The organism is Paracoccus sp. J56, assembly GCF_019633685.1.
Lineage (GTDB): Bacteria > Pseudomonadota > Alphaproteobacteria > Rhodobacterales > Rhodobacteraceae > Paracoccus > Paracoccus kondratievae.
On the sequence record NZ_JAFL01000017.1, the window covers coordinates 15550 to 42431 of the forward strand.

A 26882-nucleotide genomic window follows, 5' to 3' on the forward strand; every position below is an offset into this window, starting at 1 on the left:
CTGCGCAGGCCCAGGGGAGGAACCATGGCAAGACTAGCGGTGATCGGCTTGCTGCTGACGCCTCCGGCCGTTCTGGCCGGGGCGGCGCATGCTGCCATCGCCGAAGCCGGTGCGAAAGAGCCCTCGATCACCCTGCCCTCGGGTGCGATGGTGCGTTGGGTCGAGACGCGACAAGACAATGCCGGGGGATTCGGCCTGACCTACCGCTTTCGCTTTGTCATGCCTGATCTGGCCGCCCGGGTGCCCGCGACCAGCGGCCCTGCCTCGGATTTCGAAGAAGAGCCGCGCGGCCCGATCGACATCGACACCGAAAGCGGCACGGTCAGTGAGAATAGTTCGGACGACGGGCTGATTGACCCGGCGACGCTTGAGGACATGGCCGAGGCCGATGCCCCCGACATGGCCGAAGAGCAGGAGGCAGACGCCATGCTTGACGAGCCGGTGCCCGCTGCCCCCGACGTTCTGGCCCAGGACCCTGTTCATGACGATATCGTATGGCTGTGCGAAAACTGGGTCCTGCCACGCATCGCCAGCCCTGCGCCACGCCCGGGTCAGATCGTCATCAGCCTTGCCGACCGCGAAATCCCCTTTGGCACTTTCGATCCCGAGGCGGTGCAGATCTTTGAGGCGTTTCGCCTGCCCCCCGACCGGGACACCTGCGAATGGGAGCCGTGGTGATGTGTTTTCCGTTCCTTGCTGATGCAAGCCTGCCACAGGCCATGCGACCCGCGCCTAAGGGCAAGCACCGCTGCTGTCAGGCGTCAACGTGGCTGGCTATCATAGCGACACGGTCGCATTGGGCGGCCGAATCTCAACCGAGCAGTCGGGACCCCAGCGTCCCGTATTACAGGAGCACGACAACATGTCGAAGAAGCTTGCACTGGCCCTGGTCCTCGTTGGCCTCGCCGCGGCCTGCGCCAAGAAAGAGCCCGAAGTCACCACGCCGGTCATCCAGCCCGAGCCGGTGTTCCAGGGCAAATACGGCGCCAACTAATCCATTGGCCGCGCGCGGGCTGCAAGGCGGCCCGCGCCATCCGCGCCCCGACCTGCCCCCGCGCGCTTATGCAAACCTCGCAGGGGGCAAGACATGCTGAAGCATCGCGGCTTTCCGGGCCGCCTACCGGGCTCTGACTTTCAATTCACTATCCGCCGCGCCAACAAGAAAGGCGCAACGCCGCTGGTCCGGCGCGAACGCTATCGCGACCGCAAACCGGCCGACCGCCGTGCAGATACTGCTTTCCTCGCCGCATTGATCGAACATTTCGGCGAAGAGCCGTTCGAACGCGGTAACCTTGATGCCGGACGCCTGTCCTGGCTCATCGGCCGCGAAGTTGTTGCCGTCGGAAAACTGGACCCGACTGACTACGGACAGCTTTTGCGCGTCGATCTGAAGCGCGCCGAGGCCGCTTTCCCCGAACTTTTCGCCAAGGATGCCCCCGAATTCGACTGGGAGGATGACGGCGATTGGGATGAGGACTGGGAGGAAGAAGGCGATCCGGACGACGAGGACGACCGCCGATGACAGGCCGGAGGATGGGCGGATTGTTGCGTAGCGCCCCATTTTCACAGCGTTGTCAGTTTTTTCCCGGCGGGGCGCATGTAATATTGTGCGCACCTCTATCATCAACGGCCCGTATACGGGTCCATAATACAGGCAAAAAGCTATGCAAACTTCCGTCCTCCTCCGTCTTTCCGGCGCGGTTCTTCTGGTCGCCGGTCTCGCTGCCTGCGACCAGGGTTACGGCACCGCCACCGGCCTGTCGCCCGACGCGCAGCGCGCTGCCGGCGGTGCTCTGGCCGGTGCGGCGGTCGCCAAGATCGTCGACGGTGACGTGGCGACCGGCGCGCTTATCGGGGCTGCGGGCGGGGCGCTGTGCGACGACGCCGGCGTTTGCCAGCGCAACTACTGAACTTAACCGGGCCGGGGGTGCGGGGTACCAGCCCTGCGCCGCCGCCCTCATCCCGGAGCAAACGAGATGTCTAAGAAACTCGTATTGGTGCTGGGGCTGGGCCTCACCGGTCTTGCCGGCTGCACCCAGGGCATCAATCCGACCGACATGGATCGCGGCCTCATCGGCGCCGGCGTTGGCGCGACCGCAGCTTATGTCGGCGGCCATAACGTCGCCAAGGGCGCTGCCATCGGCGCTGCCGCCGGTGCGCTGTGCGACGACGTCCGGCTGTGTGAGCCTTCGCGCCGCTAACCAGCCGCGCATCCACAATTTGTTGCCTTTTTCAAGCCGTCCCGGCGTTTTGCCGGGGCGGTTTTCTCATGTCCGGGATCTGCCCCAAGGGAAGGAAGCATGTTCAAGAAAATCCTGATCGCCAACCGGGGCGAGATCGCCTGCCGGGTCATCAAGACCGCCAAAAAGATGGGCATCCAGACCGTCGCCGTCTATTCCGACGCAGACCGCAATGCGCTGCATGTCAAAATGGCGGATGAGGCGGTCCATATCGGCCCCTCCCCGGCCAACCAGTCCTATATCGTCATTGACAGGATCATGGAGGCGATCCGCCAGACCGGGGCCGAGGCTGTGCATCCCGGCTACGGTTTTCTGTCCGAGAACATGAAATTCGCCGAGGCGCTGGAAAAGGAAGGCGTTGCCTTTATCGGCCCGCCCTCGCCCGCGATCGAGGCGATGGGGGACAAGATCACCTCGAAGAAGCTTGCGCAAGAGGCCGGCGTCAGCACGGTTCCGGGCTATATGGGCCTGATCGCCGATGCTGACGAGGCGGTGAAGATCTCGAAAGAAATTGGCTTTCCGGTGATGATCAAGGCCAGCGCCGGTGGCGGCGGCAAGGGCATGCGGATCGCCTGGAACGAACAAGAGGCGCGCGAAGGCTTTGAAAGCTCGCGTAACGAAGCTGCGGCAAGCTTTGGCGACGACCGCATCTTTATCGAGAAATTCGTTACCCAGCCCCGGCATATCGAGATTCAGGTTCTGGCCGATCAGCATGGCAATTGCGTCTATGTGCATGAACGTGAATGCTCGATCCAGCGCCGCAATCAGAAGGTGATCGAGGAGGCGCCCTCGCCCTTTCTTGACGAGGCCACGCGCAAGGCCATGGGCGAACAGGCTGTGGCGCTGGCCAAAGCCGTTGGCTATGCATCGGCGGGCACGGTCGAATTTATCGTCGATGGCCAAAAGAACTTCTACTTCCTTGAGATGAACACCCGGCTGCAGGTCGAACACCCGGTGACAGAACTGATCACCGGCATTGATCTGGTCGAACAGATGATCCGCGTCGCGGCGGGCGAGCCGCTGCCCTTCCGGCAAGAAGATCTCAAGATCAACGGCTGGGCCATCGAAAGCCGCCTTTATGCCGAGGACCCCTATCGCAACTTTCTGCCCTCGATCGGGCGGCTGACGCGCTATCGCCCCCCGCGCGAGACGGCGGCAGGCCCGATGCATGAGGCAGGGAAATGGGTGCCCGCCCATCCGGGCGACCAGCCGCCTGCCGCCGCTGCCGGGGTGCGTAACGATACCGGCGTCTATGAGGGCGGCGAGATCAGCATGTACTATGATCCGATGATCGCCAAGCTTTGCACCTGGGCGCCGACCCGGGCAGAGGCGATCGAGCAGATGCGGCTGGCTCTGGATGAATTCGAGGTCGAGGGCATCGGCCACAACCTGCCCTTCCTTTCGGCGGTGATGGATCACCCGAAATTCGTCTCGGGCGATATCTCGACCGCCTTTATCGCACAGGAATATCCCGAGGGCTTTCTGGGCGCGACCCTGCCCGATACCGAAATCATCCGCGTCGCCGCATCGGCTGCCGCCATGCATCGCGTGGCTGAAATCAGGCGCGCGCGTATCTCGGGCCGGCTCGATAATCACGAACGCCATGTCGGTGAACATTGGGTTGTCTTTGTCGCGGGCAAAGAAATCCCGGTGCGCATTACCGCCGACCGCCAGGGCTCGACGGTCGAAATCGACGGCAGCAAGCTTCGCGTCGAAAGCGACTGGCTGCCTGGTCAGTCGCTGGCGCGACTGTCGGTCGACGGTACGCCCTTGGTAATGAAGGTGGACCGCCTGCCCTCGGGCTTCCGCTTGCGGGTGCGCGGCGCGGACCTCAAGACCTATGTGCGTCGTCCGCGCGCTGCGGAGCTGGCGCGGCTGATGCCCGAGAAACTGCCGCCCGATACCTCGAAATTCCTGCTTTGCCCGATGCCGGGTCTGGTCGTGCGCATCAATGTCGAGGCCGGGGACGAGGTGCAGGAAGGTCAGGCGCTGGCGACCGTCGAGGCAATGAAGATGGAAAACATCCTGCGCGCCGAGAAAAAGGCGGTGGTGAAATCCGTCAACGCCAAGCCGGGCGAAAGCCTTAAGGTCGATGACGTGATCATCGAGTTCGAGTGACGCAGCACCGCCGGGCGCATCCGTTGCGCCCGGCTAAAGGAGCGTAAGAAATGCCGGTTGCAGCGCAAGCCCTCAGCCCGACCCATAGCTACCATCTGCCCGACGGTGGCACGGCTGATGTGGTGGTTTACGGCAGCCCTGCCCGGCCGATCTCTTGCAGGCGCAGGGGGAATTTGTCGATGGCACGGGTGATTTCGCGTACCGACCAAGGAACGGGCTTGCGCTGTTTGACCTGCCCGTCCTTGTCCATCAGCACCAGCGAAAACCCCTCGGGCCGCAATTGTCGCCGCCACGGGCTTGCCGCCGAAGGATCTGCATCGGTGATCACCACCACATCTCGGGCGATCAGCGGTGCAGGGTCACGGCGCAGGGCGGCGAGCTGTTCGACAAAGGCGGGATCGGCTGGCGTGTCGGCAAAGATCACCACTGCGCGCGCCTGCCACAGAAACTCCGAAGGTTCGGCCTCACTCGCGGAAAGAACCCTCAGCTCGGCGGTGTTTGACGCGGCCGGTGTGCCGTCATTGCCGTCGCTGCGCGCCGCTGGTACCTCGCCGCGAACATACGGCCGATGCCCGTCAGCCTCGCCATCGGGCCGGGACCCCATCGCCGCAACCAGCGGCATCATCGCCAGAAAAATCAACCGTTTCAGTTTCATCACGCCCTCTTCTCTTCCTTCATATAAGAGCCCGGGCGCCGTGGGAAAGGATGCAAAATGAGCGAAAGCACGAAAGCTTCACTGGAAGAATGGCGCAGGCTGGCCAGCAAAGAGCTGAAAGGCGCCGATCCCGACGGCCTGACCTGGCACACGCTTGAGGGGATTGCGGTCAAACCGCTGTACACTGACGAGGATCTGAAGGGTGTCGATCATCTGGGCACCCTGCCGGGGATCGAGCCCTTTTTGCGTGGCCCGCGCGCAACGATGTATGCGGGCCGCCCCTGGACGATCCGGCAATATGCGGGGTTTTCAACTGCCGAGGAATCGAACGCCTTTTACCGCAAGGCGCTGGCGGCCGGTCAGCAAGGGGTCTCGGTCGCTTTCGACCTTGCCACCCATCGCGGCTATGACAGCGATCACCCCCGGGTCGAAGGAGATGTGGGCAAGGCGGGCGTTGCCATCGACAGCGTCGAGGATATGAAGATCCTGTTCGACGGCATCCCGCTGGACAAGGTCTCGGTCTCGATGACCATGAACGGTGCGGTAATCCCGGTTCTGGCGAATTTCATCGTCACGGGTGAGGAACAGGGCCATTCCCGCGCCGTCCTTTCGGGGACGATCCAGAACGACATCCTCAAAGAGTTCATGGTCCGCAACACCTATATCTATCCGCCCGAGCCTTCGATGCGGATCATTGCGGATATCATCGAATATACCTCGAACGAGATGCCGCGTTTCAACTCGATCTCGATCTCGGGCTATCACATGCAGGAGGCGGGCGCGAACCTTGTGCAGGAGCTGGCCTATACGCTGGCCGACGGACGCGAATACGTCCGCGCCGCCCTTAAACGGGGCATGGATGTGGACCAGTTCGCCGGGCGGCTGTCGTTCTTTTTCGCCATCGGCATGAACTTCTTCATGGAGGCGGCCAAGCTGCGCGCCGCGCGCCTGCTCTGGCACCGCATCATGAAAGAGTTCGATCCCAAGAAACCCTCCAGCCTGATGTTGCGCACCCATTGCCAGACCTCGGGCGTCAGCCTGCAAGAGCAGGACCCCTATAACAACGTCGTACGCACCGCCTATGAGGCGCTGGCGGCGGCGCTTGGCGGCACGCAATCGCTGCACACCAACGCGCTGGACGAGGCCATCGCGCTGCCGACCGAATTCAGCGCCCGCATCGCCCGTAACACCCAGCTGATCCTGCAAGAGGAAACCGGCATCACCCATGTCGTCGACCCCCTTGCAGGCAGCTATTATGTTGAAAGTCTGACCGCTGAGCTTGCAGAAAAGGCCTGGGCGCTGATCGAAGAGGTCGAGGCCATGGGCGGCATGACCAAAGCCGTCGCCTCGGGGATGCCCAAGCTGCGGATCGAGGAGACAGCCGCCCGCCGTCAGGCAATGATCGACCGGGGCGAAGAAGTGATCGTCGGCGTGAATAAATACCGGCTGACGAAAGAGGACCCGATCGACATTCTCGACATCGACAACATCAAGGTGCGCGAGGCACAGATCGCCCGCCTGAACCGCATCCGTACGACGCGGGACGAAACGGCCTGTCAGGCGGCTTTGGACGAGTTGACGCGGCGGGCGGAACAGGGCGGCAACCTGCTTGAGGCAGCGGTCGAGGCCGCACGCGCCCGGGCCAGCGTGGGAGAGATCAGCATGGCGATGGAAAAGGTGTTTGGCCGCCACCGGGCCGAGGTCAAGACATTGGCCGGCGTCTATGGCGCCGCCTATGAGGGCGACGACGAGTTCGCGCAGATCCAGCGCGACGTCGAGAAATTCGCCGAGGAAGAGGGCCGCCGCCCGCGCATGCTGGTGGTCAAGATGGGTCAGGATGGCCATGATCGCGGCGCCAAGGTGATCGCCACTGCTTTTGCCGATATCGGTTTTGACGTCGATGTGGGGCCGCTTTTCCAGACGCCCGAAGAGGCTGCTCAGGACGCGATCGACAATGACGTGCATGTGGTCGGCATCTCCAGTCAGGCAGCCGGGCACAAGACGCTGGCCCCGAAGCTGATCGCGGCGCTGAAGGATCAGGGGGCCGGAGATATTATCGTGATCTGCGGCGGGGTGATCCCGCAACAGGATTACGACTATCTGAAAAAGGCGGGCGTCAAGGCAATCTTTGGCCCCGGCACCAATATCCCGGCTGCCGCGCGCGATATCCTGACACTGATCCGCGAGGCGCGGGCGGCATAACAGCAGACGGCGGCGGGGTGTGCCTGCGCCCCGCCGCCCGGCAGGCAGAGGATGGAAAGGATCAGGTCATGGCGCTGCGCCCCGCGACGAATGAGGATATCCCGGCCCTTCTTGCCTTTTGGAACCCGTTGATCCGCGAAACGACGATCACCTTTTCCAGCGAGGAAAAGACGCCCGGCGGGCTGGCACGGATGATTTCGGGCCGACGCGCGGCGGGGCGCGAATTCCTTGTCGCCGATGAGGGGGGTGAGGTTCTGGGCCTGGCGACCTATGACCAGTTCCGGGGTGGTAACGGCTATGCCCATTGCATGGAACACAGTATCATTCTGGCCCCGGCTGCGCGTGGCCGCGGCCTGGCCCGGGCGTTGATGACTGCGGTCGAGGATCACGCCCGTAATGGCGGTGCTCATAGCATGATCGCCGCCGTCTCGGGCGAAAATGAGGTCGGGTTGGGCTTTCATCGCGCCGTCGGTTACCGGCAGGTCGGGGTTCTGCCGCAGGTCGGGCGAAAATTCGGCCGCTGGCTGGATCTGGTCCTGTTGCAGAAGATCCTATGACCCTGCCTTGCCTGTCGGCGGGGCCTGTGGAACACTCGCGGCCCGAAGACTCGGGGGCAGGATGAACGACGGGCGCAACGGCACGGTCAAGCAGATTATCTGCATCAAATGGGGTACGAAATTCGGCCCGGAATTTGTCAACCGCCTTTACGGTATGGTTGCACGCAATATCACCCCGCCCTTTCGGCTGTATTGCTTTACCGATGATGGCAGCGGCCTGCATCCTGATATCGCTGTGCGTCCCCTGCCCGAGTTCGAATATCAGGCTCCGGTCAACACAAAAGGCAAATGGCCCAAGTCGCGGCTATGGGGCGATCTGGGCGATGTGACAGGTGTGGTGCTGTTTCTGGATCTGGATGTCATCATCACCGGCAATCTTGATGATTTCTTTGCCTATGGCGACCCGGATGACACGGTTTTGGGGCTCAATCCGAATACTCCGCTGGAGAAAATGGGTCAGACCTCGGTTTATCGGATGCGGGTTGGAAAGCTGAAACCTTTGCAGGACATCTTTCGTGCCGACCCGCAGGCGGCGGCCGACAAGTTCAAATATGAGCAGCGCTTTGTGACCCGCAACGCTCCGGGCGGGGTGAAATTCTGGCCCAGGGGGTGGCTTGCGCATTTCCGCATGCATTGCGTGCCGAATTTCCCGCTGAACTATCTGCGCGAGGCGCGCATCCCGGACGGAACCCGCATCGTGATCTTTCCTGGCGACCTGAATCCGCCTGACGCGATCCTTGGCCGCTGGAGCGACAAGGACAGCCATCGCGCACCTCTGGACCACTTGCGTGCCACCTTTGACGGGCGTCGGCGTGAAAGCCTGTCGCGCCACCTGCGCCATTACCTTCTTCCTGTTTCATGGGTCAGTAAATTATGGCGCGAATAGGAGCCCCGCCCGAGACGCATTACACGCTGCCCTCGGATTTTTCTGCGGCACTTGGTCAATGTGTGGCAAGTTTTGGCTGGTTGGAAGAGATCATCAAGCGCACCATCTATGCGCTTGATCGCGCCCGTCTGGCAGACGATCTGACCGAAGAAGAGCTGCAGACCTGGCTTAGCCGGATGAGCAATCTTGCCGATGATTCCATGGGCACGTTGATCGAGCAGCTTGATGCCGCGATGCGCCGCCATCCCGGGCTGCGTGACCGTAACCGGATCACCGACCATCTGGGCGAGATCCGGCTGCATCGCAACCTGCTCTGTCATGCCTCGTGGCGACCGACCGAGGAAAGGGGGCGCTGGCATCCCGCCTTTGTCAACACAAAGGGCGATGTGCAACGCGACCCCCTTAGCGTCGATGATCTGAACCGCATCCGCGAAAACACGGTCGAGATCGGTGCCCGCGTGCTGCGCGTCATGCGGGCAACGGGTGTCCAGGGCTATTGGGCCGGCGACGACGAGGCCTAGCCAAGCGCGTTGCAAGCCCGTGTTTCATCCGCTAACACCTCTTGGTCCATAGATAAGAGTTTCGCATGTCCGCCCAGAATTTGGGGCAAAACGCCTCTCCGCTTCGTCTCGGCATCGCAGGTCTCGGGACGGTAGGCACCGGCACCGTCAAGATCATCCAGAAACATGCCGAGCTGCTTGGGCTTCGCGCTGGCCGACCCATCACCATTACTGCTGTCAGCGCCCGCGACCGGATGAAAAACCGCGACGTCGATCTGTCCTCTTACGCGTGGGAAGATGATGCCCGCGCGTTGGCGCTGCGCGAGGATGTCGATATCTTCGTCGAACTGATCGGGGGCGAAGAAGGCATTGCCCGCGAAGCGGTGCTGGCGGCGCTGAAGTCCGGCAAGGACGTGGTCACCGCAAACAAGGCGCTGCTTGCGATCCACGGCCAGGAGCTGGCCGGGCTGGCCGAGACGAATGGCCGCGTCCTGCGGTTCGAGGCAGCGGTGGCAGGCGGCATCCCCGTCATCAAGGCGATGACTGAATCGATGGCAGGCAATGAGATCCGCCGCGTCATGGGGGTCATGAACGGCACCTGCAACTACATCCTGACCCGGATGGAAAGCGCCGGCCTGCCCTATGAGACCGTCTTTGAAGAGGCACGCCAGCTTGGCTACCTAGAGGCCGACCCGACGCTTGACGTGGGCGGGATCGACGCCAGTCACAAGCTTGCGATCCTTGCCGCCATTGCCTTTGGCACCCGCCCAAGTTTTGACGCAGTCGAGATCGAGGGGATTGAGCGCGTCAGCATCGACGATATCCGCCGTGCCGCCGATATGGGCTATCGCATTAAACTGCTGGGTGTGGCGCAGATGACCGGGCGCGGGCTTGAACAGCGCATGTCGCCTTGTCTGGTCCCTGCTGACAGCCCGCTGGGGCAATTGCAGGGCGGTACCAACATGGTGGTGATCGAAGGCGACTCGGTCGGTCAGATCGTACTGCGCGGTGCTGGTGCGGGCGAAGGTCCGACCGCCAGTGCTGTCATCTCGGATGTGGTCGAAATCGCGCGCGGCGTGCGTATTCCCAGCTTTGGCCAGCCCGCAGCCAGGCTGTCGGTGCCGCAACCGGCCCGGACGGCGGTGCCGGCGGCTTATTACATCCGCCTGCAACTGACCGACAAACCCGGAGCGCTGGCCAAGGTTGCCGCGGTCCTGGGCGATTCCGGTATCTCGATCGACCGGATGCGGCAATATGGCCACTCGGGTCATGAAGGCATCGCGCCGGTGCTGATCGTCACCCACAAGACCACGCCCGAGGCTATCGACCACGCAATCGAGGCCCTGCCCCGCACCGGCGTGATCGCAGGCGAGCCGGTCGAGTTGCGAATCGAAGAGGTCTGAGGGGGCCCGGCCTATGCGCCGGGCTTACCCCCCTTCGTCCGGCATGGCCTCAGGTCGTGCCCAGATGGCGTAGCCCGTGTGTCACATCGGCGCGCACGGCCAGCCGCAGACCCGGTTCATCGCCCGCGCGCAGTGAGGCGAGGATCATGCGGTGATGGCGCGGCGGCTCATTGCGTTTGACCCGGCCATATAGCGCCCGCATCGTCGGTCCCAGTTGCAGCCAGACCGTCTCGACGATGGCAAGCATCGCCGGGGCCTGCGCACGCAGGTAAAGCAGGCGATGAAATTCAAGATTGGTGCGGATATAGCCGATGGCGTCATGGCTTTCTGCGGCCTCGCCAATAGCGGCGTTGATGACTGCCATACGCTCGATCAGCGCCTGATGGGCGCGCGGCAGCGCGCGTGAGGCCAGTTCTGGCTCGATCAGGCCGCGCAGCGCCGCCAGCTCTTCGATCCGCTCGACCGACAGTTCCGGCGTGGCGATACGTCCCGATGACGATAGCGACAGTGCCCCTTCGGCTACCAGCCGCCGCACCGCCTCGCGCGCGGGTGTCATCGAGACGCGATGCTCGGCGGCGATGCCGCGCAGGGTCAGCGCCTGACCGGGCGGCAGTTCGCCCAGCATGATGCGCTGACGCAGGTTACGATACAGCCGCTCATGGGCCGAGGTTTCCGAGGAACGCGAAGGACTCATGCCCGCATGTGATCACAAACGGGGCCGCCGTCAAGGCAAAGGAGCGACCCTTTCAGCCACGAAAACGCCATGCCTGCAACTCATGGCCATGGGCGCGCAGCCAGGCGCGTTGCCGGGCGTAATCAGGCCGCAGGCGGGCGGTCGCGGCCCAGAAGGCTGGCGAGTGGTCCATATGCGCCAGATGCGCGACCTCATGCGCTGCGACATAGTCCAGTACTTCGGGTGGGGCCATGGCCAGGCGCCATGAAAACATCAGCCTGCCGTCATGGGTACAACTGCCCCAGCGCGAGCGGGTGTCACGCAGGACCAGCGCCTGAAAGCCGCGTCCCAATGCCGCAGCATGACGGTCGCAGGCGGGTGCCAGCCGCGCCTGTGCCAGATGTTTCAGAAATGCCTCAACCACCACTCCGGCCGGGCGGTGTTCGGGGACAAGGATTGCGTCCCCGGCCAGCTCGATCCGCCGCGTCGCTGCCGGGACGATGCGCCGCAACCGCCCCTCGACAGGCAATAGCGCGCCGGGTTCGGCCAGCTGCAGGGGCGGCATCCCTGCGCGCGTATTGCGCAGCCACTCGGCTCGCGATTCGGCAAAGGCACGGCCTGCAGCTAGGCTGGCGCGGCTGGGCAGGGTCAGGACCACCTCGCCCCCCGCCCGTGTAACGCGCAACGTCATGCGTCGCGCCCGGGCCGAACGGCGCAACGTCACGGGAATGTCGCCTCCGACCAGAATCCTGTCCATGATTTATCGCATCTTGCCAAGCATTGCCTCTGGCCCCATGTTTCCCCTGCACCACCTCTGCCCTGCAAGGGGGAAAAGGCTTTGACAGCCTGTTCCGGCTGTGGCAGGGGACAGCGGATTTAGCTGAACGCGGCAGAAAGAGAACACCATGCCCAAAGAGGAATGGGGCACGAAACGCCTTTGCCCCCATTGCGCCACGCGCTTTTACGATCTGACTAACGATCCGATGACCTGCCCCGCCTGCGGGGCCGAGTTCACGGTGGAAAGCCTGAGCAACGGCCGCACACGCTCGCTGATCGCGGAAAAGACCGCCTCGCGCGATGACGATCAAACGGATCTGGTTGTTGACGACGATCTGGACGATGACGCCGATGCCGGCGATCTGGATGACGATCTGCTGGACGATGACGATGACGACGGCGACGTGTCGCTGGATGACATCGCCGATGTGCCGGACAATGACGACGAGTAAGCGTCGCTGACCATATTGGGGCCCCGGTCCCGGCCATGTGCCGGATCGGGGCCTTTTCTTTTGCCTGTTGTCCAAGGCCCAGACTGCATGAGGATCATCGACCGACAGGCCATGCGGGCCATTCTGCTGACACCCGGGGACCGGGTGTTGCTGATGCGTGTCGATTACGGCGGCGGCGATTGGTGGATCACTCCCGGCGGCGGCGTTGAGCCGGGTGAGACGCCCGAAGAAACCCTGCGCCGCGAACTGGCCGAAGAGTTGGGCTTTACCCTGCCCGCCCTTGGCCCTTTGGTCTGGAAACGGCAGGTCATGATGACCCTGCACCAGCACCGCTGGCGGCAGTCCGAGGACTACTTTCTGATCGAGACCCCGGAATTTGTGCCCCGGGTACTTAACGCGCCCGAGGCCGCCACCTTTCGTGAGTTCCGCTGGTGGAGCCCGCCTGAATTGCGCCACACCTCTGAGCGGGTAGCGCCTGCCGGGCTGCTGCGCATCATTCTCGACTACCGGGAATGCGGTCCGCCAAATGGTCCGCTGTATCTCGAAATTGTCGAGAATTAATCGCTAACCAGTGTAACTGTCATCGAAAAACTCCAGCTCCAGCTGAACGGCCCGGCGGAAAAAGTCCCGTGCCTGATCCGCCCCCTGTGAGCCGACGCGATTAAGTTCCTTTTTCAGGAACGCGACAAAATCGCGGAAAAAGGGATTATCGTGCAGGGTAATCCACTCGGCATGGACAAAATTCGGGGGCAGCGGTTGGGGCGCACGGCTTGCCCAGTCAAGATATAGACCTTCGGCCACATTCAGCACTGCCAGCACCGCTGGATAGCTGCGCGTCGCAGCAGCCTCGCGCATCAGGGCCTGAAAACCCGTGGTTGGCGCGCTGTCGGGGATCTGCGCACGAGCCTCGGCGCTGACCCCCAGCGCATCAAAGGCGCGCAGGAAATAATCATTTTCATCCCCTGAGACCATGCCGGCAAAGCGGCCAAAGCGCAGGCGCGATTCGAACCGGTCTGCCGAGGCGATTGCCGCCCCAAGAAGCGTCAGAAAAGCATCCAGAAAGCGGTGATCCTGCACCAGATAGCGCGCCATGACCGCATCGCTGATCTCGCCCGTGCAAAGCTCGCGCACAAAGCGGTGATTCACGGCGGCATCCCATTGGGCAACGGTTTCCTGGCGCAAGGTTTCAAAAAAGGTTTCGGTCATCGCATCCTCTTTGGCGGGGGCAAGACCGGATAGTCGGACGGCCTCGCAGTGGGGCCGGCAAAGGGCGGGCAGATGACGGCTGGTCCCTTCCCATCCCTTCGCCGGCATGATCCGGATCAGGTTCAAAGGGTCGCCGCGCCGCGCAGTATATGCGCCAGCAGCCTCTCAGCCCCTTGCCGGGACACCCCCTGGTGCGCGACAGGTTAGCCAGGTCGGGAGGGGCTGTCACGCATCGTCCGGATCGCCCGCGCGCAGGCCAGCACACAGGATCGTGAGCCGGGATCAAGGACTTGCCCGCGTGGCGGGGTGGCATTCCGACTTGCAGCCCGGGGCCAGATGTTATCCTGTTGCGACATGGCGGGCTTACCCGCACGCAGGCAGGATCGGGACCATGACGACAGGCGAAATGCCGAAACCGACAAGCGCGACAGCACCGAACCCCACCGCCGCGTTGCGGCAAGGCCAGAAACAGGTCGGGCTGCGCCTGCACCGCCCCCCCCTGCTGACCAATATATCGGCTGCGCGTTGGCTGCTGCTCGCTATCGTGGCGGCTTCGGTCTATTTCTTTCACGGCTTTCTGGTGCCTGTGTTGGCCGCCTCGGTCATCGCGCTGGCAAGTTGGCCCCTGCGCGACCGCGCGGCATTTCAGCTCAATCTCGGCCGGACCGGAGCGGCGACGCTTCTGGTGCTGGTACTGGTCTGCTTTCTGCTGATTCCCATCGCCATGGCGCTGATCTATGCCTTTCGGGAGCTGCGCGACTGGATCAACTGGGCGATTATGATCAACAGTTCTGGCGCACCAACCCCGGCATGGATGGTTGAGCTGCCCCAGATCGGAGACTGGCTGGACGAGAACTGGCAGAACTATGTCGGCCGCCCGGGCGGCATCAGCGAGATCGTGCAGCTGGTCAGCGGCTCGAATATCGGGGCTATCTATCGCGGTGCGGTGACAGCCGGAACGCTGGCCTTTCATCTGGCGCTGACGCTGCTTTTCATGCTCATTACGCTGTTCGTACTTTACCGCGACGGAGATCGGATTGTCGCCCAGATCGACCAGGTCGGCCGGCGCATCCTGCCCGACCGGTGGGAGCGGCTGTCGCGCGTTGTGCCTGCCACCATCAGCTCGACAGTGACCGGCATGACCCTGATTGCGATTGGCGAAGGTGTGGTGCTGGGGCTGGCCTATTGGCTGGCTGGTGTCCCCTCACCCGTGACATTTGGCGTCATCACCGGCTTTATGGCGCTGATCCCGGGTGGCGCACCGCTGTGCTTTACCCTTGTCTCGGCCTATCTTGCTGCCAGCGGCTCGCCCGTAGCGGGGGCGGCGCTGTTTTTATGGGGCACTTGCGAGCTTTTCGTAGTCGATAAGACCATCCGCCCGGTCTTGGTCGGAGGACCGGTCAAGCTGCCCTTCCTGCCGACATTTTTCGGCCTGATCGGCGGGGTCAAGACCATGGGTATCGTGGGTTTGTTTGTCGGCCCGGTGCTGATGGCGCTGCTGGTATCAATCTGGCGGGAATGGCAGCGCGAACTGGCCGAAGAGGAACAGCGGCAGGCCGCCCGCATCGAGTGAAACGGAAAGCAGGCATGAGAAAAGGGCGGGACATCTTGTCCCGCCCTTTTGCTATTCAGATCCTTCCCGGATCATTCGGTGGGCGTGACCACCGGTTCTTCTTGCGGCGGGCTGGCCAGCGTTTCCGGCAAGGGCGTCAGCGTCACCCCCGCATTGGCCCCAAGGGGCTGGCCGTCGCGGTTCGTCTGGACCGGCGCAGGGGTTTCACCCGGCTGCAAAGCCCCCTGAACATCGCCCTCATCCGCCGCCTCGGTGGCAGCAGCAGCCGGGGGAGGCAGCGGCACCGGGCGGGCGTTCTCTGCACCATCCGAACGCAGATAGTCAAAGAACTCGCCCTCGGGTTTGATAACCAGCGAGCTGTTCTCGCCCTTCAGCGCACGCTCGTAAGAGGTCATCGAGCGGGTGAAGGCAAAGAATTCAGGGTCGCGGCCGAAAGCATCGGCATAAATCGCGTTACGACGGGCATCGGCCTCACCCCGGATCACCTCGGCCCGCTTGCGCGCCTCGGAGGTCAGCTCGACCACGGTACGGTCGGCAGCGGCGCGGACGCGCTGCGCGGCCTCACCACCACGGGCGATCTCATCAGCCGCTTCACGCTCACGCTCGGCCCGCATCCGGGCATAGGTGGCGGTCAGGTTCTGCTCGGGCAGATCGGTGCGGGTCAGACGCACGTCAATGACCCGGATGCCCAGATCTTTGGCATCTTCGCGCGCAAGGTCGCGGATGCGGTTCATCAGCGGGGTCCGGTCATCAGACAGAACAGTGGTTGAGGGGACCGAACCCAGCACCTGACGGATGGCATTGGTCACGATCGGTTCAAGCCGGCGCTGAGCGAACTCGATACCGCCTGCGCCTACCGCGCGGCGGAACTGCACGACATCGGTAATCTGCCAGCGTGCAAAGGCGTCGACGACCAGACGGCGGTCATCAAGAGGCGTCACCTCCATCGGCGGGGTCGGCAGGCCAAGGATGCGGGCGTCGTATTTCACCACATTGTCGAGGAAAGGCACCTTGATGCCCAGACCGGGCTCTTCGCGCACCTCGACCACCTCGCCAAAGCGCAGGACCAGCGCCTTTTCACGCACATCGACGATATAAAGCGCAGCGACGACCAGAACAGCCACCACGACCAGAAACGGCAGAGCCAAAAGCGAAATGGCGCGATTCATTACTAGTTCCCTCCGCCGGTATTGGTATTGGCAGAGCCGGGCGCCCTGCTGCGCAGCTGATCCAGCGGCAGATAGGGCACGACGCCCTGCCCGCCTTCGCCATCCAGAATGACCTTATTCACGCCGCCAAGGATTTTCTCCATGGTTTCCAGATACATCCGGCGGCGCGTAACTTCAGGCGCCTTCACATATTCTGCGTAGACCGAGTTAAAGCGCGCGGCCTCACCCTCGGCTGTGTTCACTGCCTCGGCGCGATAGGCCTCGGCACGTTCAATCACGGCGGCAGCCTCACCCCGGGCGCTTGCAAGCACGCGGTTGGCATAGGCATCGGCCTCTTTCTCAAGCCGGTCGCGTTCCTGCTGGGCGGCCTGCACTTCGCGGAAACTGTCGATGACCTCGCGCGGCGGGTCGGCGCGGTCAAGGTTGACGCGCAGCACGTTGATCCCCGCCTCATAGTCGTTCAGCGTGTTCTGCACCGCAAGTTTCAGGTCGTCGGCAATGGCACCCCGGTCGCGGTTCAGGATCGGCGCCAGTTCCGACCGTGCCACAATGTCGCGCATCGCCGATTCCGAGACGGCGCGGATCGTGTCTTCGGGGTCGGCGAGGTTGAAAAGGAATTTCTCGGGGTCCGAGATGTTCCAGACCACCTGATATGCCATATCCACGATGTTCTGGTCGCGTGTCAGCATCAGCCCCGAATCCATCGGACCTGCCCGGCCGGTGCCGATTTCGGTCGTCCGCTCACCCGAGACCTGCACGACCTCGGCGGTGACAAAGGGCCAGGGCGCAAAGTTCAGGCCCGGCTCACCCGTGCCGACCGGCTTGCCGAACAGCAGCTCGACTGCGCGTTCCTCGGGCTTGACGGTGTAAAAGCTGGTAAAGGCCCAGACCGCGACCACTGCAAGCGCCGCCAGGCCCCAGGCACCGCGGCTCATCTGGAACTGGGGGCCTTGCGGGCGGCGCGGTCCGCCGCCGCGATTGCCACCCGAGCCGCCTTTGCCGCCCATCAGCACGCGCAGCCGGTCCTGACCCTTGCGCACCAGCTCTTCGATTTCGGGAATCTGGTCGCCGCGTTGAGGGCCTTGCGGCCGGTTGTCCCTGCCGCCCCCTGCGCTGCCCCAGGGGCGCTGACCGCCCCCTTGCGGCGGCTCTTTGCCGCCCTTGCCGTCATCTCCGCCGCCGCCCCAGGGGCCTTGTGGTGCCATGCGTCTCGTGCCTCGTTCTATGTCTGTCTGGTTGAAACTGGTGCCTTGGGCCGAAAAATCAAGCCGATGCGGCAGGTTTGTCAGTCTTTTCCACCCCGACCCGGCGCGAGGGTTTGCGCATGGTCACAAGCTCTTCGGCAAGTGTCGGGTGCACGGCGATGGCTGCGTCAAAGTCGGCCTTGGTCGCGCCCATGCCCATCGGCACCGCAACCATCTGGATCATCTCGCCTGCCTCGGGGCCAAAGATGTGACAGCCAAGCACCCGGTCGGTTTCGGCATCGACGATCAGCTTCATCACCGCCCGCGCATCCGACCCCGCAAACAGTGAACGCATTGGCCGGAAGCTAGCGACATAGATGTCAGCGGGGCCGATGGCCGCGGCCTCTTCCTCGGTCACACCTATGGTCGCCAGCTCATGCGGGCGGGTATAGACGGCGCTGGCTACCAGCCGGTGATCGACCTTGCGGGGACGCGCACCAAAGACCGTATCAGCAAAGCTGTGCCCTTCGCGGATCGCCACCGGGGTCAGATTCACGCGGTCGGTCACATCGCCCACGGCATAGATCGAGGGGACCGAGCTTTGCGACCATTCGTCCACAACGATCTCGCCTTTGCGACCAAGGCGGACGCCAGCCTCTTCGAGCCCAAGCCCCTTGGTATAGGGTGCGCGACCGGTCGCAAACATCACTGCGTCAAAGACCTCGCTGCTGCCGTCCTCGAAACCGACGCGGACGGCCGCACCTTCGCGATCCAGTCGCGCCGGATTGGTGTTCAGCCGCACGTCGATGCCGACGGTACGCAGCTGTTCGGTGACATGGCGGCGCATCTCATCGTCAAAGCCGCGCAGGACCGCATCGCCGCGATAGGCAAGGACGGTCGCGCTGCCAAGACCCTGCAGGATGGTGGCGAATTCGCAGGCGATAAAACCGCCCCCCACCACCAGCACCCGACCAGGAAGCCGATCGAGCGTGAACAGATCGTCCGAGATCAGCCCCAGCTCTTTGCCCGGAATATCGGGACGCTGCGGCCGTCCGCCTACGGCAATAAGGATATGTTTGGCGGTCAGGCGCTGACCGTCCGCCAGTTCGACCGTATGCGCATCATGCAGCCTTGCGCGCTGCATATGAACCTCGACCCCCGCATTCGACAGGCCCGAGGAATATGCGCCCTCCAGCCGGTCCAGTTCGCGTTCAAGCTTGCCGTGAAAGCTGGTCCAGTCAAAGCTGCCCTCGCCAGCACCCTGCCAGCCATAGCCGCGCGATTCTGTCGCTGCGGTGCCGGCTTGCGAGGCAAAGATCATCAGCTTTTTCGGCACACAGCCGCGAATGACGCAGGTACCGCCCATACGGCTTTCTTCAGCCAGCCCCACCCGGGCACCGTATTCGCCCGCCGCGATGCGCGCGGCGCGCACCCCGCCCGAGCCGCCGCCGATAACGAAAAGGTCGTAATCGAATTTCATTCCTTGTCCTCACGCCGCAGTGTGACCACCGAACCATCAGGCCGGCCGATGATCGCCAGTTGGCAGATATTCAGGAAAAGCCCGTGTTCAACCACTCCGGCAATTGCCGAAAGCTCGGCCGCCAGCGCCTCAGGGTCGGGAATGGCCTCAAGCGCGAGGTCAAGGATCAGATTGCCCTCATCCGTGCGCAAAGGTTCTTCACCGCGTTTGCGCAACAGGATCGGGCGCGGCCAAAGCGAAAGCCGTTCAAGCGCACGCTGGATCAGGGTGCGCGTCGCCTGCCAGCCAAAGGGAATCACCTCGACCGGAAGATGAAACTGGCCCAGTTGCTCGACAACCTTGTTCTGGTCAGCGATCACCACCATGCGGTTGGACGCGGTGGCGACGATCTTTTCGCGCAGATGCGCAGCACCGCCGCCCTTGATCAGGTTCAGATCGGGATCAACCTCATCCGCCCCGTCGATGGTCAGATCAAGCCAGCCGATCTCATCCAGCTCTTCGACTTGCAGGCCAAGGCTGGTCGCCTGCTCGGCCGTCGCTTTCGAGGTGGCGGCGCATCGCAGCGAAAACCCCTCGGCTTTTACCCGTTCGGCCAACCGGCGCACAAAGACTGCGGCGGTCGAGCCGGTCCCAAGCCCAAGCCGCATCCCCGGCTCGACCAGTGCCACGGCGGCCCGGGCGGCAGCATCCTTGGAAAGATCGGCAATCGAGGGATCGGTCATCGGCAATTGTCCTTGGCAGAGGTTCACGCTTGGCGTCCTTATACGCAGAACTCTGGGCGTGGGCCACACTTGCTGCACCCCAAAAGGCGCGACGAAAAGCCCGACGGTCGGCGATTGCCTCGCGCGGGCGGCTGACCTAAAGCTGGCCAACATGACGATACCCGCCACATATGCCGCCATCATCACCGCCGCTGGCCGCGGCACCCGCGCCGGGGACGGTCCGCCCAAGCAATGGCGCCGCCTTGCCGGACAAAGCGTTATCGCGCGCAGCATCGCCGCCTTTTCCGGCTTTTCGCGCATCGTCGTGACCCTAGCGCCCGAGGATATGGCGCAAGGTGTGGCCGAGCTTGCCGGACCAGTGGTGCTGGTCGCGGGCGGTGCCACCCGATCCGAAAGCGTGCGCGCCGCACTGGAAAGCCTTGAGGGCAGCGGCGTGACCCATGTGCTGATCCATGACGGCGCCCGGCCGCTTGTCTCAGCCCCGGTGATCAAGGCGGTGGTCGCTGCGCTTGAATCTGGCGCCCCGGCTGCCGCCCCGGCCCTGCCCGTCACCGATGCGCTGTGGCGCGCTGAGAAAGGCCATGTCACCGGCACCGCCAGCCGCGAGGGGTTGTTTCGCGCCCAGACCCCGCAGGGTTTCGCGCTTGATGCAATTCTTGCTGCCCATCGCGCCCATCCCGAAGGTGCGGCGGATGATGTGGAACTGGCGATCCGCGCCGGTCTGCCTGTTACCGTGACGCCGGGCGATGACGATAATCTGAAACTCACCTGGCCCGAGGATTTTGCCCGGGCCGAACGTATCTTGGGGGACGGAATGGACATTCGCCTTGGCAACGGGTTCGACGTACATGCCTTTACCGGGGGCGATCACGTCTGGCTGTGCGGGGTGAAAATCCCGCATGACAAAGCGTTGCTTGGCCATTCGGATGCCGATGTGGGGATGCATGCGCTGACCGACGCGATCTATGGCGCATTGGCCCAAGGCGATATCGGGCGGCATTTCCCGCCCTCGGACCCGCAATGGAAAGGGGCTGAGAGCCATATCTTTCTGCGCCATGCCGCAATGCTGGCGCGCCAGATGGGCTATGAGATTTCTAACGTCGACGTGACGCTGATCTGCGAACGGCCCAAGGTCGGCCCTCACGCCGGGGCGATGATGCTGCGCCTGTCCGAGATCATCGGAATCGAGGCCCATCGGGTCAGCGTCAAGGCCACCACCTCGGAACGGCTGGGCTTTACCGGGCGCGAGGAAGGCATCGCCGCCATTGCCACCGCCACGCTGATCAAGGGCGCGCCATGAAGCATCTGATCGCAACTTTCTTTGGCATCGGCCATCTGCGCCCGGCGCCCGGCACCTGGGGTTCCGCCGCGGCAGTGGTGCTGGGCGTCGCGGCCTATGAGCTGATCCACCCGATGCTGATCCCGGCGGGCTTTGCTCTTGCAACCCTGCTGGGCTTTTGGGCCTTGCCCGCCGTCCTTGCGCAAAGCGCCGACGGCGACCCGTCGGAGGTGGTGATTGACGAGGTTGCCGGCCAATGGCTGGCGATGTGCTTTACAGTGATCCCGCTTGCGCGGCACGGGGTTTCGATCCTTGATGCATGGCCGGGGTTTGTCGTGCCCTTCCTGCTGTTTCGCCTTTTTGACATATGGAAACCGTGGCTGGTCGGACGTGCCGACCGGCGTGGCGGCACCGTCGGGGTAATGCTGGATGACCTGTGGGCCGGGTTGTTTGCCGGGCTGGTTTCGGTCATCCTTGCCGGGATTTATCATGCGGTACTGGAGCCGATGTTGTGACCGACCCTGCCCCTGTCGATCCTGCCGATGTTCTTGAGCTTGCCCGCCGGCGAGGGGTGATGATCGCCACTGCCGAAAGCTGCACCGGCGGGCTGATCGCCGGGCGGCTGACCGATGTGCCGGGGTCGTCGGATGCGGTGGATCGGGGCTTTGTCACCTATTCCAACGCCGCCAAGATCGAGATGCTGGGCATCCGCCCCGAGACGCTTGCCGTCCATGGAGCGGTCAGCGAAGAAATCGCGGCCGAGATGGCGGCGGGCGCGCTGGCCCGCTCTCAGGCCGGGGTTGCGGTCGCCGTCACCGGGATTGCCGGGCCGGGAGGGTCCGAGCGTAAGCCCGAGGGCCGGGTCTGCTTTGGCATCGCCGATGCACAGGGCGTGCGGACCGAAACGGTCGAATTTGGCCCGCGCGGCCGCGATGCCGTGCGCGCCGCCACGGTCCGCCATGCGCTGGCGCTGCTTAGCGCTGCGCTTTCCTAGGCCAGCACCTGCAGGGCGGCACTGACGTCCTCGGGGCGCGTATCCCAGCCACAGACCAGACGGATCGAGACCGGCTCATCGGCCAGGGCGCTCTGGGTGTGCGGCCACAGGTGATATGCAATCCCGCTGGCGCGGGCGCGGTCATGCAGCTCTGCCGGAATGGTGGCAAAGACGGCGTTGCTTTCGACGCGCTGGTCGATGCTGACACCGGGCAGACGCGCCAGCCCCAGAGCCAGCTCACTGGCCATGGCATTGGCGTGACGGGCCAGATCCAGCCACAGATCGCCCTCCAGCCAGGCGAGCATCTGCGCCCCCAGATAACGGTGCTTCGAGATCAGCGCCCCGGCACGTTTGCGGCGAAATTCGAACTCTTCGGACCGGGCGGGATCAAAGATCAGCACCGCCTCGACTGCCATACAGCCGTTCTTGGTACCACCGAGTGAGAGGATATCGACCCCTGCCCTCCAGGTCAGATCAGCGGGCGAAACATCAAGCGCGGCCAATGCATTGGCAAACCGCGCCCCGTCCATATGCACGCCCAGACCTTTGGCGTGGGCGACGGCGGTCAGCGCCTCGACCTCGGCCGGGGAATAGACCGTTCCCCATTCGGTGGCGTTGGTCAGGGTCAGCGCCGCGTTCTCTCCGGCATGAACGGCATCGCGACCATGAACATGCAGCGTTTCGGAAAGCGACTCGGGCGTCATCTTGCCGCCCGTCCCCGGAACAGGCACCAGCTTGGCACCCGCGGTAAAGAACTCGGGCGCGCCGGTTTCGCTGGTCTGCACATGGGCATCGGGATGGCAAAAGATCTTGCCCCAGCCCGGCGACAGCATCGACAGCGCCAGCGCATTGGCAGCCGTGCCTGTGGTCACGAAATGAACCGCCGCGTCGGGGGCGTCAAAAAGCTCGCGTAGCCGATCCTGAGCCGCCAGCGTCACGCTGTCCTGACCGTAGGATGGCACATGGCCTTCGTTTGCAGCAGCCAGCGCCGCCATGATGCGGGGATGGACGCCGCCCGCATTGTCCGAGGCAAAATTCATGCCAGATCCTCGATGATATGTTCGTCCCAGTCGTCTTCGGTCACCGTCAGTTCGCTGACCGTCCAGCCGCGCACCGATGCCCCGGCAAGATGGACCGATTCGGGATCGCCCGAGATAAGATAGTGCCAGTCGTAAAGCGGCTTGCCCTCGGCCCGCAGCCGATAGGCACAGGTCGCGGGCAGCCACCAGGCGATCTCGGCCAGCTTCTTGGGGGTCAGGACCACGCAATCGGGCACATAGTCATGGCGGTTCGGATAGCTCATGCAGCGGCAGGTCTCGCCATCCAGCAGCCGGCAGGCGACGCGAGTGAACGCCAGTTCGCCCGTGTCCTCATATTCGATCTTGTTAAGGCAGCATTTGCCGCACCCGTCGCACAGCGCCTCCCACTCCTCGGAATCGAGGGAATCAAGGGGCTGCTCCCAGAACCGCGGGCGCATCAGCGCGTCGCCAGGATCTCGCGCGCCTGGGCACTGTCGCGGTCCATTTGCGCGATCAGCGCCTCAAGACTGTCAAACTTTGCCTCGGGGCGCAGATATTCAACCAGCGCGACCGACAGGTGCTGACCATAAAGATCAGCCGCGAAATCAAAAAGATGAACTTCCAGATTGGGCCGGTTTTGACCAAACATGGGCCGCACGCCAAGGCTTGCCACGCCTTTGTAACTGCCGCGATCAGCCCCGGTCAGCACATCGACCAGCACAGCGTAAATGCCAAGTGCAGGCAGGTGCAGCCCGTCCACCGCCATATTGGCGGTCGGATAGCCAAGGTCACGGCCGCGCTTGTCGCCATGCAGCACCTCGCCGTCGATACGGTGCCAATGGCCAAGCATACGCTCGGCATCGCGGGTGCGGCCGGCGGCCAGCGCCTTGCGGATCTCGGTCGAGCTGTATTCGACCTCGCCATTGCCGATCAGCGGCGCCACGGTGACCCCAAAACCAAGCTCTTGCCCCAGTTGTGTCAGGGTCTGGGCGTTGCCCGAACGTTGGCGGCCAAAGCAGAAATCCTCACCGACGGTGACATGGCGCACGCCAAGGCCCTGTACCAGTACCTCACGCGCAAAAGCCTCGGGCGACAGACCGGCCAGAACGGCGTCAAAGGGCAGTTGATACAGATGTCCGACCCCCAGCCGCGCCAGCCGGTTCGCCCGCGATTCCGCGTTCATCAGCCGGAATGGCGCGGCGTCGGGAAAGAAGAATTCGCGCGGATGCGGCTCAAAGGTGATGATGCCCAGGGGCGCATCGCAGGCGGCACGAGCCGCGTCGATAACCGAGCGATGCCCCAGATGAACGCCGTCGAAATTGCCCATGGCGACAGTCGCCCCGCGGGCATCGAGCGGCAGAGCTTTCCAGTCGTTATGGATGCGCAATCAGGCCCCCGCCGGGCCGGCGACCGGCCCTGTCTCAGTCGAATTTGCGGCTTGGCGCCAGAACGACCGCCTCGCCTTTCAGGACGACCGTATCACCGACAAGGCAGCGGGTTGCAAGGGTCACGCGGCGCTTTGCGTGATCGATTGCCTCAACCGACACCTCGGCGCGGACCAGATCACCCGGTCGGACCGGCGCCATGAACTTAAGCGTCTGGCCCAGATAGACCGTGCCATGACCGGGCAATTGCTCACCAATCACGGCCGAGATCAGGCCAGCAGTCAGCATCCCGTGTGCGATGCGGCCCTGAAAGATCGTGTCCCGGGCATAGGAATCGTCCAGATGCACCGGATTTCGGTCGGTCGAGATCTGGGCGAACATCTCGATATCCTCGTCGGTGACTACCTTCTGCAGGTAGCGCATCATCCCGACTTCAAGATCCTCGATGACGATCGTGCCGCGCGGAAGGTTGTCCAGCATCATTCAATGCTCCCGATGAGTGGCTGTATGCTGCATAGCAGCAACGCACCGGGCGCGCAAGAAAATAACGCTCGACCACAAAAAGAGGACCGATTATTACCCGCTCAGCGCAGCCTGCCGATGCTATAGGTCGGATCCTGCGCGCGCAGGGCCAGCCATTCCTGCAGCCGCGCAGGCTCGGGGTTTTCGACATCGGGGCCAAACTGATCAAAAGCAAGGCCGCCGGTCACGAACAGCGCATCCAGCCCCTCACCCACGGCGCCCGAGATATCGGTCGCGATTCCGTCCCCGATCACAAGGATCCTGGCCCTGTCGTCCAGTCCGAGCCTGCGCCGAGCAAGGTCGTAGATCGGTGGATGCGGCTTGCCGAAATACAGCGAGGTGCCGCCCAGATCTTCGTAAAGCTCGGCCAGTGCACCGGCGCAGTAAAGCCGCTTTTCGCCCAGATCGACCACCACATCAGGGTTGGCGCAAAGCAGCTTGAGCCCGCGTTCGCGCGCCAGCATCAGCCGGGCGCGATAATCGTCAGGTACCTCAGTCAGATCATCAAAAAGGCCGCAGCAGACGATGCCTTCGGCCTTGTCCAGCTCGACCCTCTGGATCGGAGGGGCGTCGCGCCATTCCTCGGGGATATCGGTGAAAAACCCCTCGTCCTTGGGCTGAGAGATGGCCCAGACGCGGCGGCCGACAGCGCCGGCAAACATCGCATCCTGTGCCGCATCGCCCGAGGTGACGATCATGTCCCATGCATCGCGGGGCACGCCCATACCGTCCAGCTGCTCGGCCACGTATTTGCGCGGCCGCGGCGCATTGGTCATCAGGACCACCCGCCCGCCCCTGGCGCGAAAGCCCTGCAAGGCGGCGACGGCGGCCGGATAGGCCTCAACGCCGTTGTGCAGGCACCCCCAAAGATCGCAGAACAGGACATCGTAATTCAGTGCGATCTCGTCGAGCGCGCGGATGATCTGGGTCATGAAAACGGCCTTTTGGGGTCAGACGGCCAGAGCCGGAATGATCTGTTTTTTGCGCGACATGACGCCGGGCAGCACGACGGTATCGCCGGTCACGGTGGCGCCAAAGCTTTTTTCAGCGACCCGTCTGACAAAATCGTTCGGGACCAGCAGCGTCGCCTCTTCGTTCAGGATATCGACGACGAAAAGCAGCACCTCATCCGCACCATCCGCGGCGGCAACGTTGGGCATGGCGGCCATCAGCGCGGCCTTGCGGTCCAGCAGCACCTGGGGCGCAGTGGTTTCCAGCACCGAAACGCGCAGCTGCCTGCCACCCAGTTCATATTCCTTGCTGTCCATGCGCAGCAGCGCCTCGTCGGTAAAGGCCGACACATCCGACTTGGCTGCAAACATCTCGGCCGCATATTCGGGGATCGGGATACCAAGGTCCTTGGCCAGTTTCTCGGCCACAAAACGGTCGTGCGGCGTGGTGGTCGGGCTGCGGAATTCAAGCGTGTCCGACAGGATGCAGGTCAGCATCGCGCCTTTGATTGCACGCGGTGCACGGGCCAGATCCTCGTCGCCGATCAGGTCATGCATGATAGTCGCGGTGCAGGCCAGCGGACGGATGGTGATATTGATCGGCAGGCGGGTGCGGATGCCGCCGGCCAGCAGGTGGTGGTCGATGATTTCGATCACATCGGCCTCGGCCAGCGAATCGGGCAGTTCGGCGGGGTTGTTGGTGTCCACGATCACGCATTGATCGCCAGCCGCGACGTCCGGGATGATCTCGGGCTTATCAAGATTCCATTTCGACAGCATCCAGGCGGCCTCGGTGTTCGGCTCGCCCTGCAACACCGGCTTGGCCGGGGTTTTGCGCACTTCGTTCAGATACCACGCCCAGATGATGGGCGAGCCGGTCGAGTCGGTGTCGGGAGCTTTGTGGCCGAAAACCTTGATCATGGGGGTCCCCTGCAA

The 26882-nt window shown here is 63.5% G+C and carries 31 protein-coding genes and 1 riboswitch; of the genes, 17 read left to right on the plus strand and 14 right to left on the minus strand.

Features of this window, described 5'->3' with window-relative positions:
* Window positions 1-24 precede the first annotated feature (24 nt).
* The 6 genes from M511_RS13085 to M511_RS13105 all read left to right on the plus strand — a co-directional run bounded on the left by M511_RS13085 (window position 25) and on the right by M511_RS13105 (window position 4358).
* Entirely contained in the window at window positions 25-678 is a 654-nt protein-coding gene (locus M511_RS13085; protein ID WP_085502425.1) for a DUF6497 family protein, read from the plus strand.
* Window positions 679-862: 184 nt separating this feature from the next.
* Window positions 863-994, plus strand: coding sequence for a hypothetical protein (locus M511_RS19450; RefSeq protein ID WP_010396153.1), 132 nt, complete (start codon window positions 863-865; stop codon window positions 992-994).
* Between the two features lie 93 nt (window positions 995-1087).
* Window positions 1088-1522 (plus strand): hypothetical protein, encoded by a 435-nt coding sequence (locus tag M511_RS13090; protein WP_010396154.1) that lies wholly within the window; start codon window positions 1088-1090, stop codon window positions 1520-1522.
* 142 nt (window positions 1523-1664) lie between these two features.
* Window positions 1665-1910, plus strand: a complete 246-nt coding sequence (locus tag M511_RS13095) for a hypothetical protein (RefSeq protein ID WP_010396156.1) — start codon at window positions 1665-1667, stop codon at window positions 1908-1910.
* Between the two features lie 66 nt (window positions 1911-1976).
* Window positions 1977-2201, plus strand: coding sequence for a hypothetical protein (locus tag M511_RS13100; protein ID WP_029372019.1), 225 nt, complete (start codon window positions 1977-1979; stop codon window positions 2199-2201).
* Between the two features lie 99 nt (window positions 2202-2300).
* Complete coding sequence (locus M511_RS13105) at window positions 2301-4358, plus strand: acetyl-CoA carboxylase biotin carboxylase subunit (protein ID WP_010396162.1); 2058 nt, start codon at window positions 2301-2303, stop codon at window positions 4356-4358.
* A gap of 127 nt (window positions 4359-4485) precedes the next feature.
* Here the strand turns inward: M511_RS13105 and M511_RS13110 are convergent, their stop codons facing one another.
* Complete coding sequence (locus tag M511_RS13110; protein WP_085502426.1) at window positions 4486-5013, minus strand: DUF4174 domain-containing protein; 528 nt, start codon at window positions 5011-5013, stop codon at window positions 4486-4488.
* Window positions 5014-5070: 57 nt separating this feature from the next.
* On the opposite strand from M511_RS13110, the gene scpA reads away from it, so the two are divergent.
* The 5 genes from scpA to M511_RS13135 all read left to right on the plus strand — a co-directional run bounded on the left by scpA (window position 5071) and on the right by M511_RS13135 (window position 10561).
* On the plus strand, window positions 5071-7215 hold the full coding sequence (gene scpA / locus M511_RS13115; protein ID WP_010396166.1) for a methylmalonyl-CoA mutase: 2145 nt from the start codon (window positions 5071-5073) through the stop codon (window positions 7213-7215).
* A gap of 68 nt (window positions 7216-7283) precedes the next feature.
* Window positions 7284-7772 (plus strand): GNAT family N-acetyltransferase, encoded by a 489-nt coding sequence (locus tag M511_RS13120; protein WP_029372022.1) that lies wholly within the window; start codon window positions 7284-7286, stop codon window positions 7770-7772.
* A gap of 61 nt (window positions 7773-7833) precedes the next feature.
* Window positions 7834-8658, plus strand: coding sequence for a glycosyl transferase (locus M511_RS13125; protein WP_085502427.1), 825 nt, complete (start codon window positions 7834-7836; stop codon window positions 8656-8658).
* Window positions 8646-9179 (plus strand): hypothetical protein, encoded by a 534-nt coding sequence (locus M511_RS13130; RefSeq protein WP_010396172.1) that lies wholly within the window; start codon window positions 8646-8648, stop codon window positions 9177-9179. Before M511_RS13125 ends, M511_RS13130 begins: the two co-directional genes overlap by 13 nt.
* A gap of 65 nt (window positions 9180-9244) precedes the next feature.
* Window positions 9245-10561, plus strand: coding sequence for a homoserine dehydrogenase (locus M511_RS13135; RefSeq protein WP_010396174.1), 1317 nt, complete (start codon window positions 9245-9247; stop codon window positions 10559-10561).
* Between the two features lie 49 nt (window positions 10562-10610).
* Here M511_RS13135 and M511_RS13140 read toward each other — a convergent pair whose 3' ends face one another.
* Window positions 10611-11255 carry a GntR family transcriptional regulator gene (locus tag M511_RS13140; protein ID WP_010396176.1) on the minus strand — a complete coding sequence of 215 codons (645 nt, stop codon included), beginning with the start codon at window positions 11253-11255 and terminating at the stop codon, window positions 10611-10613.
* Window positions 11256-11307: 52 nt separating this feature from the next.
* A complete protein-coding gene (locus M511_RS13145; RefSeq protein WP_010396178.1) occupies window positions 11308-11991 on the minus strand; it encodes a M48 family metallopeptidase in 684 nt (227 codons plus the stop codon).
* A gap of 148 nt (window positions 11992-12139) precedes the next feature.
* Here M511_RS13145 and M511_RS13150 point away from each other — a divergent pair, with 148 nt between their 5' ends.
* The gene (locus M511_RS13150; RefSeq protein ID WP_010396181.1) at window positions 12140-12463 is read left to right on the plus strand and encodes an FYDLN acid domain-containing protein; all 324 of its coding nucleotides are present in this window, start codon (window positions 12140-12142) and stop codon (window positions 12461-12463) included.
* Window positions 12464-12550: 87 nt separating this feature from the next.
* On the plus strand, window positions 12551-13024 hold the full coding sequence (locus tag M511_RS13155; RefSeq protein ID WP_176224550.1) for an NUDIX hydrolase: 474 nt from the start codon (window positions 12551-12553) through the stop codon (window positions 13022-13024).
* 3 nt (window positions 13025-13027) lie between these two features.
* On the opposite strand, the gene M511_RS13160 is transcribed toward M511_RS13155, so the two are convergent.
* Window positions 13028-13669 carry a TenA family protein gene (locus tag M511_RS13160; RefSeq protein ID WP_010396187.1) on the minus strand — a complete coding sequence of 214 codons (642 nt, stop codon included), beginning with the start codon at window positions 13667-13669 and terminating at the stop codon, window positions 13028-13030.
* Window positions 13670-13745: 76 nt separating this feature from the next.
* Window positions 13746-13868: riboswitch (TPP riboswitch) on the minus strand.
* A gap of 192 nt (window positions 13869-14060) precedes the next feature.
* Between M511_RS13160 and M511_RS13165 the strand changes: the two genes are divergently transcribed.
* Complete coding sequence (locus M511_RS13165) at window positions 14061-15242, plus strand: AI-2E family transporter (protein ID WP_010396189.1); 1182 nt, start codon at window positions 14061-14063, stop codon at window positions 15240-15242.
* 71 nt (window positions 15243-15313) lie between these two features.
* Here the strand turns inward: M511_RS13165 and hflC are convergent, their stop codons facing one another.
* From hflC to rpiA, 4 genes are read right to left on the minus strand one after another with little or no spacing between them, the layout of a single operon-like run.
* The gene (gene hflC / locus M511_RS13170; RefSeq protein ID WP_010396190.1) at window positions 15314-16411 is read right to left on the minus strand and encodes a protease modulator HflC; all 1098 of its coding nucleotides are present in this window, start codon (window positions 16409-16411) and stop codon (window positions 15314-15316) included.
* Window positions 16412-16413: 2 nt separating this feature from the next.
* Entirely contained in the window at window positions 16414-17616 is a 1203-nt protein-coding gene (gene hflK, locus M511_RS13175) for an FtsH protease activity modulator HflK (RefSeq protein WP_085502428.1), read from the minus strand.
* Window positions 17617-17674: 58 nt separating this feature from the next.
* Window positions 17675-19075 (minus strand): glutathione-disulfide reductase, encoded by a 1401-nt coding sequence (gene gorA / locus M511_RS13180; RefSeq protein WP_085502429.1) that lies wholly within the window; start codon window positions 19073-19075, stop codon window positions 17675-17677.
* On the minus strand, window positions 19072-19797 hold the full coding sequence (gene rpiA, locus M511_RS13185) for a ribose-5-phosphate isomerase RpiA (RefSeq protein WP_085502430.1): 726 nt from the start codon (window positions 19795-19797) through the stop codon (window positions 19072-19074). Before rpiA ends, gorA begins: the two co-directional genes overlap by 4 nt.
* 151 nt (window positions 19798-19948) lie before the next feature.
* Between rpiA and M511_RS13190 the strand changes: the two genes are divergently transcribed.
* The 3 genes from M511_RS13190 to M511_RS13200 are packed head-to-tail and all read left to right on the plus strand — an operon-like array spanning window position 19949 to window position 22070.
* Window positions 19949-21097: a bifunctional 2-C-methyl-D-erythritol 4-phosphate cytidylyltransferase/2-C-methyl-D-erythritol 2,4-cyclodiphosphate synthase gene (locus M511_RS13190; protein WP_085502431.1), complete on the plus strand. Its 1149-nt coding sequence runs from the start codon at window positions 19949-19951 to the stop codon at window positions 21095-21097.
* On the plus strand, window positions 21094-21591 hold the full coding sequence (locus tag M511_RS13195; protein WP_010396197.1) for a phosphatidylglycerophosphatase A family protein: 498 nt from the start codon (window positions 21094-21096) through the stop codon (window positions 21589-21591). Before M511_RS13190 ends, M511_RS13195 begins: the two co-directional genes overlap by 4 nt.
* Window positions 21588-22070, plus strand: coding sequence for a CinA family protein (locus M511_RS13200; RefSeq protein ID WP_085502432.1), 483 nt, complete (start codon window positions 21588-21590; stop codon window positions 22068-22070). Before M511_RS13195 ends, M511_RS13200 begins: the two co-directional genes overlap by 4 nt.
* Here the strand turns inward: M511_RS13200 and M511_RS13205 are convergent.
* The 6 genes from M511_RS13205 to M511_RS13230 form a co-directional block, all read right to left on the minus strand.
* The gene (locus M511_RS13205) at window positions 22067-23110 is read right to left on the minus strand and encodes a threonine aldolase family protein (RefSeq protein ID WP_085502433.1); all 1044 of its coding nucleotides are present in this window, start codon (window positions 23108-23110) and stop codon (window positions 22067-22069) included. The two genes, M511_RS13200 and M511_RS13205, sit on opposite strands and share 4 nt — an antisense overlap.
* On the minus strand, window positions 23107-23547 hold the full coding sequence (locus M511_RS13210; protein WP_010396202.1) for a YcgN family cysteine cluster protein: 441 nt from the start codon (window positions 23545-23547) through the stop codon (window positions 23107-23109). The genes M511_RS13205 and M511_RS13210 overlap by 4 nt, the downstream gene beginning before the upstream one ends.
* Complete coding sequence (locus tag M511_RS13215; RefSeq protein WP_085502434.1) at window positions 23547-24476, minus strand: bifunctional riboflavin kinase/FAD synthetase; 930 nt, start codon at window positions 24474-24476, stop codon at window positions 23547-23549. Before M511_RS13215 ends, M511_RS13210 begins: the two co-directional genes overlap by 1 nt.
* A gap of 34 nt (window positions 24477-24510) precedes the next feature.
* Entirely contained in the window at window positions 24511-24954 is a 444-nt protein-coding gene (locus M511_RS13220; protein ID WP_010396206.1) for a MaoC family dehydratase, read from the minus strand.
* 104 nt (window positions 24955-25058) lie between these two features.
* A complete protein-coding gene (locus M511_RS13225) occupies window positions 25059-25928 on the minus strand; it encodes a TIGR01459 family HAD-type hydrolase (RefSeq protein WP_010396209.1) in 870 nt (289 codons plus the stop codon).
* Window positions 25929-25946: 18 nt separating this feature from the next.
* Window positions 25947-26867: a manganese-dependent inorganic pyrophosphatase gene (locus M511_RS13230; protein ID WP_010396210.1), complete on the minus strand. Its 921-nt coding sequence runs from the start codon at window positions 26865-26867 to the stop codon at window positions 25947-25949.
* Window positions 26868-26882: the final 15 nt, after the last annotated feature.